General features: G+C 72.9%; 9 protein-coding genes. 5 read left to right on the forward strand and 4 right to left on the reverse strand.

The genetic code is table 11. The features are described 5' to 3' along the window. Nucleotides 1-11 precede the first annotated feature (11 nt). Nucleotides 12-2,813 carry an ATP-binding protein gene (locus tag QQ657_RS48505; RefSeq protein ID WP_284749213.1) on the forward strand — a complete coding sequence of 934 codons (2,802 nt, stop codon included), beginning with the start codon at nt 12-14 and terminating at the stop codon, nt 2,811-2,813. A gap of 21 nt (nt 2,814-2,834) precedes the next feature. Here QQ657_RS48505 and QQ657_RS48510 read toward each other — a convergent pair whose 3' ends face one another. Then, complete coding sequence (locus QQ657_RS48510; protein ID WP_284749214.1) at nt 2,835-4,241, reverse strand: hypothetical protein; 1,407 nt, start codon at nt 4,239-4,241, stop codon at nt 2,835-2,837. A gap of 141 nt (nt 4,242-4,382) precedes the next feature. Here QQ657_RS48510 and QQ657_RS48515 point away from each other — a divergent pair, with 141 nt between their 5' ends. Continuing rightward, nucleotides 4,383-5,102, forward strand: coding sequence for a Crp/Fnr family transcriptional regulator (locus QQ657_RS48515; protein ID WP_284749215.1), 720 nt, complete (start codon nt 4,383-4,385; stop codon nt 5,100-5,102). 81 nt (nt 5,103-5,183) lie between these two features. Next, nucleotides 5,184-5,690: a TIR domain-containing protein gene (locus QQ657_RS48520; protein ID WP_284749216.1), complete on the forward strand. Its 507-nt coding sequence runs from the start codon at nt 5,184-5,186 to the stop codon at nt 5,688-5,690. Nucleotides 5,691-5,703: 13 nt separating this feature from the next. Here the strand turns inward: QQ657_RS48520 and QQ657_RS48525 are convergent, their stop codons facing one another. Continuing rightward, entirely contained in the window at nt 5,704-6,819 is a 1,116-nt protein-coding gene (locus QQ657_RS48525; RefSeq protein ID WP_284749217.1) for a hypothetical protein, read from the reverse strand. 184 nt (nt 6,820-7,003) lie between these two features. Between QQ657_RS48525 and QQ657_RS48530 the strand changes: the two genes are divergently transcribed. Beyond that, entirely contained in the window at nt 7,004-10,327 is a 3,324-nt protein-coding gene (locus tag QQ657_RS48530; RefSeq protein ID WP_284749218.1) for a CHAT domain-containing protein, read from the forward strand. Here QQ657_RS48530 and QQ657_RS48535 read toward each other — a convergent pair. Then, nucleotides 10,308-11,003: a dienelactone hydrolase family protein gene (locus QQ657_RS48535; protein ID WP_284749219.1), complete on the reverse strand. Its 696-nt coding sequence runs from the start codon at nt 11,001-11,003 to the stop codon at nt 10,308-10,310. The genes QQ657_RS48530 and QQ657_RS48535 overlap by 20 nt on opposite strands. After that, on the reverse strand, nt 11,000-11,863 hold the full coding sequence (locus tag QQ657_RS48540; protein ID WP_284749220.1) for an arginase family protein: 864 nt from the start codon (nt 11,861-11,863) through the stop codon (nt 11,000-11,002). Before QQ657_RS48540 ends, QQ657_RS48535 begins: the two co-directional genes overlap by 4 nt. Nucleotides 11,864-11,928: 65 nt before the next feature. Between QQ657_RS48540 and QQ657_RS48545 the strand changes: the two genes are divergently transcribed. Then, nucleotides 11,929-13,281, forward strand: coding sequence for a TrpB-like pyridoxal phosphate-dependent enzyme (locus QQ657_RS48545; protein WP_284749221.1), 1,353 nt, complete (start codon nt 11,929-11,931; stop codon nt 13,279-13,281). The last annotated feature ends 54 nt before the right edge of the window (nt 13,282-13,335 follow it).

Below are 13,335 nucleotides of genomic sequence, written 5' to 3' on the forward strand. Positions count from 1 at the left end.
GAGGACCGCTCATGTTCGAGGGTTACCCGGAGGTCGTCGGAACGTCTGCCCGCCCGGCCGGGTTCGCTGTCGAAGCCGGTCTCGTGCCCGATCAGCGGCGGGAGGTGAAGTTCGGTGCTCCCGCGCCGGTCCCGGCCCTCCGGGCGGTGGACCGGCGGCAGGCGGTGCACCGGACGATCCTCGTCGTGGACGTCGAGGGGTTCGGGAACCCGCAGCGGACGAACCGTGACCAGGTCGCGGTGCGCGGCGGGCTGTACCGGGCGCTGCAGGTGGCCTTCGAAGCGGCCGGAATCTCCTGGGACGACTGCGATGTCGAGGACCGCGGGGACGGCGTGTTCGTCCTGGCCGGGGCCGACGTGCCCAAGGCCGCGTTCGTCGAGTCGCTGCCGAGGGCGCTGGCCACCGCGCTGCGCCGGCACAACCGCACGCACCTGGCCCCCGAACGGGTCCGGTTGCGGATGGCGCTGCACGCCGGCGAGATCACCTACGACGACTTCGGGGTCACGGCGAAGTCGATCAACCTGGCCTTCCGGCTCCTCGACGCGCCGCCGTTGAAAGCGGCCCTGGCGGACTCGCCGGGCGTGCTGGCGCTCATCGTCTCGTCCTGGTTCTTCACCGAGGTGGTCCGGCACAGCCCGATCGAGGACGCGTCCACCTACCGGCACGCCGACGTCACGGTCAAGGAGTCGGCCGTGCGGGCCTGGATCTGCCTGCCCGACCACCCCTACGCGCCGGAGGACGCGCCCGTCCCGCCGCGGGCCGCGTCCGTGCCCCGGTTGCCGGCCCGTCCCCGGTCGTTCACCGGGCGGACCCGGGAGCTGGCCGAGCTCACGAAGGTGTCGCCCGGCGCCGGCCCGGTCATCGCGATCGTCGGCATGGGCGGGATCGGGAAGACCTGGCTCGCCCTGCAGTGGGCCCACGAGAACGCCGGCCGGTTCCCGGACGGGCAGCTGTACGTGAACCTGCACGGGTTCGACCCGTCGGGCGCGCCGGTGGAGCCGGTGGAGGCGATCCGCGGGTTCCTCGACGCGTTGCGGCTGCCGCCGGGATCGATCCCGCTCGACGCCGAGGGGCAGGCGGCGCTGTACCGGGACACGGTGGCGGACCGGCGGATGCTGATCGTGCTGGACAACGCCAGGGACAGCGTCCAGGTGGCGGCGCTGCTGCCCGACAGCCCGGGCTGCACCGTGGTGATCACCAGCCGGAACCAGCTGACCGGGCTGCTCACCACGCACGACGCGCGGTCCTTGACGTTGGACGTGCTGGACGCCCCGGAAGCCCGGGAACTGCTCGCGAAGCGCCTCGGCCCCGAGCGGGCCGAAACCGAGCGGGCCGCGGTGGACGAGCTGGTGACCCACTGCGCCGGCCTGCCGCTCGCGCTGGGGATCGTGGCGGCGTACGCGGCGACCTACGCGGACCTTCCCCTGGCGTCGCTGGCCGCCGAGCTCGGCGAGGCGTCGGCCCGGCTGGACGCGCTCGACGGCGGCGAGCTCACCTCGAACCTGCGTGCCGCGCTGTCCTGGTCCTACGACGCGCTCGAACCCGAAGCCGCCCACGTGTTCCGGCTGCTCGGCGTGGCGCCGGGCCCGGCCGTCGGGCTGCCCGCGATCGCGGTCCTGACCGGGCTGCCCGCCGGCCGGGTCACGGCGCTGGTCCGGCAGCTCGAGAACGCGCACCTGGTGCAGCGCCAGGGTTCTCCGCGCTACCGCATGCACGACCTCGTCCGGCTCTACGCGGGCGAACGGGCCGCCGAGACGCCGTCCGGTGGAACGCCGGCCCTGCGGCGGCTGGTCGGTTTCTACATCCACGCCAGCTTCGCGGGCGAGCGGCTCCTGTACCCGCACCGCAAGCCGATCGACGTCGGAGACCGGCCGGGCCGGTTCGCCACCCCGGACTTCGCCGACGACGCCGCGATCCTCGCCTGGTTCGACACCGAGCACGCCGGGCTGCTCGCCGCGCAGCAGGCCGCGGTCCGGCACGACTGGCCGGAGCTGGTCTGGCAGCTCGCCTGGACGATGCACGGCTACCTGTTGCGGCGCGGGCACCTGCACGAACAGCTCACGACCTGGGGCGTCGCGCTCGCCGCCGCGGAGCAGCTGGACGACCCCGAGCTCGAAGGGCACGCGCACCGCCTGCTCGGCCAGGCCTACGCACGGGCCGGCCTGCGGGCCGAGGCGGCCAGCCACCTGCACCGCGCGCTCGGCCTGGCCAGGGAAACCGGTGACGCGCACGGGGAAGCCCGTGCGTACCACGACCTCACCTGGGTCTGGCGGAAGCTGGACGACCGCCTGGCCCTGGACTACGCGGACCTGGCGCTGCGGCTGTTCCGGACGCTGGACAACCCGGTCTGGGAAGGCGAAGCGCTCAGCATGATCGGTTGGTTCCAAGCGCTTTTGGGCGACTTCCGGCAGTCCAGGGCCTCCTGCGAGGAGGCACTGGCCCTGTTCGTCCGGTACGGCAACCGGCAGGGCCAGGCCGTCACGCTGGACTGCCTCGGCTACATCGAGCACCACTGCGGGCGCCACGACCGGGCGCTGGTCCGGTTCCGGGAGTCGCTCGCGCTGTGCCGGAACCTCGGTGCCACCTACTACGAGGCGGACACCCTGGACCACCTCGCCCGGACCCACGCCGCACTGGGGCAGCACGCCCAGGCACGCCGGGCCTGGCTGCGCGCCCTGGCCCTGAGCCGCGCCCAGCACCGCAGCGCCGACGCGAACCGCATCGCGCGTCAGCTGGCCGATCTCGACGACCCGCTCGACAGCCGCAGGCACGCCGCCGACCACGGTGACTGCGGTGCCCGTTCGACGGCTTGAGCGACGACGGCCGGGCGTCCCTCACGGGCACGTCTCGCCGTGCTTCACCACCGTGAAGTCGATCTTCGAGGTCAGCGTGATGGTGGCGCCGGGCGCGACGTTCTGGGCGCAGACCTGCCAGTCGTGGTCCAGGACCTGGTGCCTGCCCGCGCCCGTGCCGTCGTGCGACGTGGTGCGGAACACGGGATTGCCGGTGACGACCTGGATCCGGTCCTGGGCGTCTTGCAGGTCGCTGCCGACGAGATCCGGCATCGTCCAGCCGGTAGCCGGCGTGGTGGCGGGAGTGCTGGTCGCCGAAGGTGGCGTGGTCGCCGGGGCGCTGGTGGCCGGGAGCGTGGCGGGCGCCGTCGAAGGGGCGGGCGACGAGACCGCGGTGGCACGAGGCGGCGACGCCGGAGCGATGACCAGCAGTGCGACGGCCGCCGCGACGGTCACCGCGCCGACCGTCGCGGCTCGCCGGGTGATCGCCGACGGCGAGGCGGGCGGGCGAGCCGGTGCCGTCCCGGCGCGGTGGCCGTGCGCCGGCGCTGCCCGCGTCAGGTCGCGCAGGATGTCCTCGGGGGACGGGACCAGCACGAGGGCGTCGCCGACGACCTTCCGGATCCACACCGGGAAGCCGGCGAGGTCGTCCGGGGTCGGCGGTTCCCCCCAAGCGCCGAGGAAAGGGCGGCCGTTCCACACCGCGTGGACCACCTCGGCCCAGCCGAAGACGTCGTCACGGACGCTCGGCACCGTGATCGTGCCGGCCGCCGCGAGGCGACTGCGGTCGAACGCGCACAGCAGCACGCCGCGGGCACCGACCAGCACGTTGTCCGGGTGCACCGCACCGTGGACGGTGTCGTGCCCGCGCAGGTCCCGCAGCGCCGACATGACCGACACGGCGACCTCGTAGGTGAACTCGTCGTCGCCGCCCGCGCCGAGGTGTTCGGTCAGCGGCCGGCCGTCGCCGTGGTCGACGAGCAGGTACGGGCGGGTCCGGGCGACACCCGAAAGCAGGGGGGTCGCGACGTGGCGCGAACGAACGGCGAGCAGTGATGGGTTGGCGGTCGGGGACCAGGTGTCCCCGTCGGTCGCCGCGACCGTCAGGTGCGCGGCCCGGTGCCCGCGCCGGACCTCGTACTCGTCGAACCGCGCGCCGCCCGGCCGGTGCGTCACGACGGTCCACCCGTGGAACCGGTCGCCGGGCAGGTACGGCGTCCGGGTCGGCACCCGGAGCGCGCCGGCCCGGATCCACAGCGTCGCCGCCACGACGGCGGGTGCGGTGAACAACGCGGCACCGAGCACCGTCGTGAGCAGCGGGCCGGTGCCGCGGGCCGCGGCGACGGCCAGCCCGAGCAGGCCGCCCAGCGTCGCGCCCGCGACCACCACCGCGGTCGCGACGAGCGGGCCGGACCGCTCCGGCGGACCGGCCGGAAGGAAGTTGTCCATGACGTCGATTGTGCACACTTCCCGGGGCGCCGGGTGGGGAGATCCGGGCCCGGTTCCCCGGCGCCCGCGGAAAGCCTCGCACCGGCCCCGCCGAATCGTGCGACGGTGTCCGATCCGGCCGCCCGGGGTTATCTTGGGAAAATGACCGACTCGGTGGGTTCCGATTATCGAGCCGGGTGGCCGCCGTCCAGTTTTCTCGCATTGCTGCCCGCCGAATCCCGGACGGCGTTGCTGGCCGCCGGGCAATTGGTCGGCTTCGCTGCGGACGAAGTCCTGGTCGACGAGGGTGCCGGCGGTGACGAAGTCTTTCTCCTGCTGAGTTCGTACGTGAAGGTGACGGGCCGGATGGGCAAGCACGATGCCCTGCTCGCGGTTCGCGGCGCGGGAGACCTGATCGGCGAGTTCTCCGCCATCGACGGGAATCCGCGGTCGGCCACGGTGCGGGCGTGCGGTCGCCGGCCGGTGGTCGCCGCCCGGCTGTCCGCCGAGACGTTCTGGGCCATCGTCGCCCGCGACCGGACCACGGCGATGCTGGTGGCTTCGATCGTCGCCCACAAGGCGCGGGCGTCGAACCGCCGCCGCGTCGACTACGCCGGGGTCGCGCCGCCCGTCCGGGTGGCCCGGCTGGTCCGGGAACTGGTCGAGCTGTACGGCACCGATGTCGGTGGCGGCGTGGTCATCGGGCTCGACCTGACCCAGCTGGAGCTGGGGTCGTTCGTGGGCGTGACCCGGGCGACCGCGGAGCGGGCGCTGCGGCAGCTGCGCGAGGCCGGCCTGCTCGAGACCGGCGGCCGTCGCCTGGTCGTCCGCGACCAGGCGGGACTGGACGAGGTGGCGGCCGGGCTCCGGTCCCTCGGATGAGGGAAAGGGCGGTCGCCGGCCGGCGGCGGCGCCACACTTGCGGTCAACGGGGTCTCGCAGTGGAGGACGGGCAGGTGCGCGATGAGGGCGGTACGCGAAGATGATGGGGCCGGACCGGAGCCGGCCGAAGTGCTGCCGTTCGAGCGGCCCGGCCGGCGGCCCGCCGCCGTGCGGTTCGACTACGACATCGCCGTCTCGTTTTCGGGCAGGCAACGGTCCTATGTGCACGAGACGGTGCTCGCGGCGCGGCAGCTGGGCCTGCGCGTGTTCTACGACGAGGACATCAGCGGTGACTGGTGGGGCCGCAACGTCCTCGTCGAAATGCGCCGGGTCTACCGGACCGGAACCCGGTTCGTGGTCCCCTTCATCTCGGAGGAGTACCTGGCGTCGTCGTTCGGAATGGACGAACTCTGCTTCGCGATGACCACCGCCTTGGGTCGCCCGGAGCCCTACATCCTGCCGGTGGTGTTCGGCGACGTCGACCTGCCGGCCGACGTGCTGCACGCCTACACGGTCTACCTCGACGCGTACAAGCACACCCCGCAGCAGCTCGCCGCGCACATGCGGCGGCAGGTCGGCGGGGAGTGAGCGGGGCACGTCTTCACTCGCCGGCGACGTGCATCCAGGCCGTGGCGGCGAAACCCTTGGCGGGGTTCTCGATCGCGATCTCGGTGAAGGTGGTGCCGGGCGGGTCGTGGTCCGGGTCACTGAAGATGTCCTGGTACAGCGGGTCGGACACCACCAGCACGAACGGAGCCTTCGGGTTGTCTTCGAGCGCCGTGCGGGCCTGCGCGCAGTCACAGAGCCGGGTGGCCGCGGTCGGTGCCCGTTTGTCCCAGCCGAGGGGAGTGCGTTCGGAGAGCCCCCGATCGATGCCGATCCGGTGCCGCAGCGCCGTTTCCGGTCGCAGATCGCGGTTGTGCTCGCGCAGTGCCGACAACAGTTCGAGGTAGAACGCGCGCAGCACGGTTCGTTCGTCGATGGCCGGGTGGAACACGAGGAACAGGCCGTCGCCCTGCACCTGCCGGTCGTCGAGCTCGATCCCCGTGGCTCCGGTCGCGCGGTCGAACACTTCCGCCGTACCCCGCTGCGCCCTTCCGCTGCCCAAGGGGCCGCGCCGGCTGAAGCCGGCGAGATCGGTCGCTACGAACAACCGGACCGCGGAACCGGTGCGGTGTCCGGGAACTCCGGTGGTGAACGACGTCTTCTGCGCCGCCACCGCCGGAACCCGGCGCCATCGGGCCCCGAAGTCGCGGCGCAGGTCCACCTCGCAGGTCATGCTGCCGGTCAGGCCCGTCCGGCCGGCGGGAACCTCGACGATCAGCCGGGTCCGGACGGTCTTCCCGGCCTCGGGCAGGTCGAAGTGCTGACGGAACCGGCTACCGCCGAGGTCGTGCTCCGACCCGGGGAGGTCCGGCGCGGCCACGACCCGGCAGTCCTCGGGGATGGTCATGATCACGTCGGCCGTGCGGTAAGCCGTCCCGTGCGGCAGGACGTCGAGTTCGACGCCGTACCGCAGTTCCACCACCCTGGTTCCGGGCGCCGGCCCGGCCGGGTCGCGCCAGGCGGTCACGTGCGCGCTCGGCGGGTGGAAAATAATCGCGGAAAGGACGACCCGGGTTTCGCCGGGCCCGCGGAGAGCGGGGTCCGTGGAAACCAGTTCGATCCGTTCCGCCGGTTCGAGCGGCCATTCATCCGGTTCCCCGTCAGCAATCACGACAAGTCCTCTTCTCCGTCGGCCGCGGACACCGCGCGTGCAGTGTCGCACGCGTCGGAGCCGACGAGTACGGTGGATTCCACGGCGTGCGGATCGCCGAAAGGATCGGCGTGATCGAAATGGGAAGCGTCCGATTGTTGTCACGTTTTTGTCATTTCCGGCTCAGCAAGATCGAGAGGCGAACATGACCGCGGACGAAGCCGAGCGCCGGATCACCGAGTTGTCCGGCCGGCTTGGTGAACTCGACGACGGCAGCGACGAGCAGCGCGCGACGCGGGCCGAACTGGCCGCGGCGCTGGCGGTCCGCTATGTCCAGCACGGCGGCTCGGATGCCGACCGGGTCCGGGCCACCGAACTGGCCGATCTGGTGCAGGCCGACCCGGCGTGCACCGCCGAGCAGCGTGACCGGATGTCCCAGCTGGCGCTGATGTTGACCATGGTGGGCCGGACGCCGGCCGAAGCCCTGCGCGACCATCCCGTCCCGGACCTCGGCGCCGTCCTGCGAGCCACGGAGTGGATCGGGCGGACCGGCGAGGCGGGGTTGCTGGCCGGAGTCGCCGAGATGCGAGCCCGGGTGTCGGCCGCCACCGGCCTCGATTCGCTGCCACCCGGGATCCGCGCGCTGTTCGACCTCATGTCCCCGCTGGCCGACCTGATGGAGTCGGGCGCCGCGCACCCGTCCGAGTCGACCGTGGCCGCGCTCAACGAGGTGCTGGACGACGCCCCGCAGACCGGCAACCCGGGAATCGAGCTGCTGCGCTTGATGATGCCCATGATCACGCCGGCGGCGAAACCGGCCGTGCAGGCGGACCGGCTGCGGCAGCAGCTGGCCGGGCTGCCGGAAGACCACATGCTCACGCCGATGCTCCGGGCCGATCTCGCCACCCTCCTGGTCGGCGGGGCCGGGGAGGGTGGCCCGGACGACCTGCGGGAAGCGGAAGAGCTGCTGAAGCGGGCGTCGTCCGTGCCCGAGGCGCATCCGCTTTCCGACATCATCCGCCGCCGGCTGGCCGGTGCCCTGCTGGCTTCCGCCGCGGTGGAAGCCACCCCGGACCGGATCGCCCAGGCACAGGATGTCGTCGACCAGGTGCTGGCCCGGACCGGCGAGGCGGGGCCCGCCCGGCAAGGCGCGGATCTCCTGCTGCGGTCCATGCTGGCGATCCTGCGCGGCACCCAGGGGAACCCTGGACAGACCGCCGCGGGGGTCACCGATCTGCTGGAGGTCGTCCGGACCCTGCCCGCCGACGACGACCTGCACGCCGTCGCGGTCGGTCTGGTCGGCGGCGTCCTGGCCGACCGGCACCTCGTCAAAGGGCTGCTCGAGGACGCCGACTCCGCCGCGCTGCTGCTGGACAAAGCCGCGGCGGCGGCCGGGGACGACCCCGCCGGCGGTTCGGCGGTGATCGCCACGCTCGCCGCGTCGATCGACGTCAGCCGGGCCTTGCGCACCGCGGACGACGTCGGCCTCGCCGTCGCGGCCGAGCGGCTGGACGAGGCGGTGGCCCGGCTCCCCGCGGCGCACGTGGTGCGGCCGAGCGCCGAGCTCATGGCGGGGCTCGCCGGGCTGAGGCTGGCCCTGACCGGTGCGACGAACGTCCGGGAGTCCGTCGGCGACCTGCACGCGCGGCTCACCGGTGGACCCGTACCGGGGCACTCCGCCGACATGCTCGCGGTCATGGCCGACACCGCCAGTGCGCTCGCCGGTGTCCTCGACGGAGAGTCCGAGGAGGTCCTCGCCGGAATCGAGCGGCTCGAAGCCCGGCTGGACCGGGTCACGCTCCCGCAGCACCGGACGACGGTGCGGGCACTGCTGGGCCTCGCCTACCTGACGGCTCACGAACGAGGCATCGGGCCGGCCGATGCGGCGAGCCGTGCGGTGGCGCATCTCGAGCAGGCCAGGCAGTCGGCCGACGGCGTGGAGGTGATCGAGGTCCTCCGTGCCCTCGCGCGCGCCTACTGGGCCGCGGGGCAGCGCGAACTCGCCTGCCGCCACGGCTTCGCGGCACTCGAGGAACAGGCCGGTCTCGTCCTGCTGCAGACGGGGATCGGCCACGCCGTGCTCACCGCGCGGGGCGCGGCGGCGGACGCGGCCGCCCTCGCCGGGTGGTGCCTGGCCGCCGAGGACGCCGATGCGGCCCTTCGCGCGATCGAACTCGGTCGCGGGCTGGCCCTGCACGCGGCGACTTCGACCCTGGAAGTACCGAAGACGCTGCGCGACCTCGGCCACCCGGACCTGGCCGACGCGTGGGCGGACCACACCCGGCAAGGCGCTGTTCCGGAGCCGGTCACCAGCGGCGAGCTGCGCCATCGCGTGCTGGAGGTGTTGCGCGACAGCCCGGCCGGGACCCGGCTGTTCGTCGCGCCCTCGATGACCGAGGTCGCCGGCGAGCTGGCCGGCAACGACATCGACGCCCTGGTGTACGTCGTGCCCGGCACCGAGGGGACGCCCGGGCGGCTGATCGGCGTCGACCGGGACGGCCGGCCGATCAGCCGCGAACTGCCGGACCTGATCGTGCGATCGGACGGGCCGCTCGCCGAGTTCATCGCCGCCGACCAGAACGACGTCGCCGCGTGGAAGACGGCGTTGGCCGCGCTGTGCGACTGGGCCGGTACGGCGGTGCTGGGCACGGTGCTGGAATCGGTCGGCCGCGGCCGCCGGGTCGTGCTGGTCCCCTTGGGAGAGCTGGGGGTCGTGTCGTGGCCGGCGGCCCGGCTCGGCGGGTCCCGGTTCGGCTGCACCGAGCTGGTCCTGTCCACCGCGGCGTCGGCGCGCCAGTTCCTGGACAGCGTGCGCCGGCCCGCGCAGCCGATCGGCCGCGCACCGGTCTTGGTGACCGACCCCCGGGGAAGCCTCGGGTTCGCCGCGGAAGAAGCACTGGTGCTGCACGACGTCTTCTACCCGGGAGCAGTGCTGCTGGGTGACTTGCGCGGGTTCGAGTCCGACGACGATGGCGCACCGCTGCCGGAGGCTTTGCCCGCGACACCGGCCGCGTTCCTCGCGCACGTCCCCGGAGCCGACACGGCAGGCGCGTCACTGCTGCACTTGAGCTGTCACGCCGAAGTCGGCACCGCGGCCGAGGCGTCCCGGCTGGTGCTCACCGAGGCCCTGCCCATCGACACCGTGCTCCGCCACGCCGCCCGCCGCGAGCCGGGCAGCCCCGGCGGGACCGTCATCCTGACGTCCTGCAGCAGCGACCTGACCGCGGTCGACTACGACGAAGCGCTCACCCTCGCCACGGCCTTCCTGGCCGCCGGCGCGGTCACCGTGATCGGATCCCGCTGGGAGACCGGCGATCGCGGCACCGCGGTCCTGATGTTCGCGACGCACCACTTCCTCGTCCGGAAACGCCTCCCGCCCGCCGAAGCGCTACGCGCCGCCCAGCTCTGGATGCTCGACCCCGCGCGCGAACCGCTTGCCGACCTGCCCGAAGCCATGATCGGCGACCTCGCGCTGCCGGAAACGACCGACGTGACGATCTGGGGAGCCTTCACGCACCACGGCCGCTGACCCCGGCCGGCAGGGTCCGCCGCAGGAAGTCCGTCGTCAGCGCCCAGGCGCGGGCCGCCGCCTCGGGGTGGTGGAACATCGGGGCCACGTTGTTGTGGAACGCGTGTCCCGCCTCCTCCTGCACGTGGATCTCCGCGCCAGGGTGCGCCGTCACCGCCTCCTCGACCACGCGGACATCCGCGCGCGGGATGAACGGGTCCTGGCCGCCGAAGTGGAACTGGATCGGGCACGTGATCTCCGCCAGGTCCGCGATCTGAGCGGCCACCGTCGAGCCGTAGAACGACACCGCCACGTCCGGGTCGCCCGCCGCCGCGGCCGCGAACGCCAGCGATCCGCCCAAGCAGAATCCCAGCACACCAACGCCACCGGAAACCGCGGGCAGGCCACGCAAGTGGGCCACCGTCGCCAGGACGTCCGAAAGCCCGAGCGCCGGGTCGAACGTGGACGCCACCTTCATCGACGCCGCCACGCCCGCTTCGTCGTGGGTGGACGACCAGCCGGGGGCCGTCCGCCGGAACAGCTCGGGAACCGCCACGACGTAACCGGAAGCGGCCAGGTCCGCCGCCACCGAACGCAAGTAGTCGTCCAGGCCGAAGATCTCCTGGACCAGCACCAAACCCGGGCCGCGGCCCGAGGGCGGGTGCCACAGCGGGAGGCCGGTCAGCACGTCGGTCATCGCAGGGACCTTTCCAGGATGTCGGCGACCAGCTCGGCCTGGTGGCCGTCCGGGTCGAGGTCGGGGTCGAACACCGTCAGCTCGAAGCCCGCCGCGCCCGGCCTGGCCAGCAGCTCGCGCAAGACCGAGACCAACGTGGACGGATCGAGGCCGCCGGGATCGGGACTGTCCACTGCGGACACGTACGCCGGGTCGAGGACGTCGATGTCCACGTGGACCCAGAAGCCGTCCAGGTCCGGGGACGACGGGAACGACAGCACCGGCGCCGAGGCCATCAGCGCTTCCGAGGTGACGAACGGGATTCCCGCGGCTCGCAGGTCGGCCGACTCGGCCGTCCGCACCCCGAGGACCATGACGTCGCTGTCGCGGACGTACGGCCGCAGCCCGTCGATGTCGGCGAGGTCGCCGGCGCCGCGGCCGGTCATGATCGCCAGGTCCTCGCCCGCCGCCGCGCCGACGTGGTCCGCGATGCCCAGGTGGCGGAAGTCGTCGTGGCCGTCGAGGTAGGCGATGCCGTACCGGCCGGACCGGCGCAGCGCCAGCATCGCGCCCAGCGAGATCGAACAGTCGCCGCCCAGTACCACCGGGAACCCGCCCGCCGAGCGGACCGCCGCGACCCGTGCGGCCAGCGCACGCGTGTACGACGCGATGGCCGCCGAGTTGCGGACGCCGTCGCCCGGCGACCACGTACCGACGTAGCGCCCCGGCGTCACGACGCCGCCGTCGGCCGCGCCCAGGCGATCGAGGATGCCGAGGTCGCGCAGCACGCCGGGGGTCTTGTAGCAGCCGGGCACCGCGCCCTCGGCCGGTGGCCGCAGGCCCAGGTTGGACGGCGCGTCGATCAGGACGAGGTTCCCCACCGGGTCACCGTACTGGCTCCGGGGCCGGTGGCGTCCTAAGTTGAAGTGCCGACCAAGGAGGTTCGATGGCTGAGAAGACCAAGTACATCCTGGACGAAGACGAGCTGCCGACCCAGTGGTACAACGTCATCCCCGACCTGCCGGAGCCGCCGCCCCCGCCGCTGCACCCCGGCACCCGGGAGCCCGTCGGACCGGACGACCTGGCCCCGCTCTTCCCGCAGGCGCTCATCGCCCAGGAAGTGACGACTGATCGCTATGTCGACATCCCGGAGGAGGTTCGGGAGGTCTACCGGCTCTGGCGGCCGTCGCCGCTGTACCGGGCGCGCCGGCTGGAGAAGGCGCTCGGCACCCCGGCGCGGATCTACTACAAGTACGAAGGTGTCAGCCCGGTCGGCTCGCACAAACCGAACACCGCCGTGCCGCAGGCGTTCTACAACGCGGCCGAAGGCGTCACCCGCCTGACCACCGAGACCGGCGCCGGCCAGTGGGGGAGCGCGCTCGCGTTCGCCTGCGCCCAGTACGGGCTGGAGTGCGAGGTCTGGCAGGTCCGCGCGTCCTACGACCAGAAGCCCTACCGCAAGCTGATGATGGAGACGTTCGGGGCGACCGTCCACCCGAGCCCGTCCGAGCTGACCGAGTCCGGCCGGGCGATCCTCAAGGAGCACCCGGATTCGACGGGCAGCCTCGGCATCGCGATCAGCGAGGCCGTCGAGCAGGCGGCGCAGGACCCGGACGCGCGGTACGCGCTGGGTAGCGTCCTCAACCACGTGCTGCTGCACCAGACGATCATCGGCGAAGAGGCGCTGAAGCAATTCGAACTGGCCGGCGACACCCCGGACGTGCTGGTCGGCTGCACCGGCGGCGGGTCGAACTTCGGCGGGCTCGCGTTCCCGTTCCTGCGGGAGAAGCTGGCCGGCCGGATGGACCCGGTGATCCGCGCGGTCGAGCCGGCCGCGTGCCCGTCGCTGACGCGCGGGAAGTACGCCTACGACTTCGGCGACACCGCCGGGCTCACGCCGCTGCTGAAGATGCACACGCTCGGCCACGACTTCATCCCCGACCCGATCCACGCGGGCGGCCTGCGCTACCACGGGATGTCGCCGCTCATCTCGCACATCTACGAGCTCGGGCTGATCGAGGCGATCGCGATCGGGCAGCAGGAGTGCTTCTCGGCGGGCGTGCGGTTCGCCCGGGCCGAGGGCATCATCCCGGCGCCGGAGCCGACGCACGCGCTGGCCGCGTGCATCCAGGAAGCGTTGCGGTGCAAGGAAACCGGCGAGGAGAAGGTGATCCTCACGGCGCTGTGCGGGCACGCGCACCTGGACCTGCCGGCGTATGGCGCCTACCTGGCCGGGGACATGGTGGACAACGAGCTGTCGGCGGCCACGCTCGACGCGTCGCTGGCCACCCTCCCGTAGCCGGAAGTGCCGTTAAGGCCACCTTACGGGCGTCTGACGCCCGTAAGGTGGCCT

This window comes from Amycolatopsis ponsaeliensis, from assembly GCF_030182635.1.
Classification (GTDB): domain Bacteria; phylum Actinomycetota; class Actinomycetes; order Mycobacteriales; family Pseudonocardiaceae; genus Amycolatopsis; species Amycolatopsis ponsaeliensis.

What these genes read in the sequence shown, in the direction of transcription:
- QQ657_RS48505 (WP_284749213.1), top strand. Translation starts at nt 12, where the DNA reads ATGTTCGAGGGTTACCCGGAGGTCGTCGGAACGTCTGCCCGCCCGGCC.
- QQ657_RS48510 (WP_284749214.1), bottom strand. Translation starts at nt 4,241, where the DNA reads ATGGACAACTTCCTTCCGGCCGGTCCGCCGGAGCGGTCCGGCCCGCTC.
- QQ657_RS48515 (WP_284749215.1), top strand. Translation starts at nt 4,383, where the DNA reads ATGACCGACTCGGTGGGTTCCGATTATCGAGCCGGGTGGCCGCCGTCC.
- QQ657_RS48520 (WP_284749216.1), top strand. Translation starts at nt 5,184, where the DNA reads ATGAGGGCGGTACGCGAAGATGATGGGGCCGGACCGGAGCCGGCCGAA.
- QQ657_RS48530 (WP_284749218.1), top strand. Translation starts at nt 7,004, where the DNA reads ATGACCGCGGACGAAGCCGAGCGCCGGATCACCGAGTTGTCCGGCCGG.
- QQ657_RS48535 (WP_284749219.1), bottom strand. Translation starts at nt 11,003, where the DNA reads ATGACCGACGTGCTGACCGGCCTCCCGCTGTGGCACCCGCCCTCGGGC.
- QQ657_RS48545 (WP_284749221.1), top strand. Translation starts at nt 11,929, where the DNA reads ATGGCTGAGAAGACCAAGTACATCCTGGACGAAGACGAGCTGCCGACC.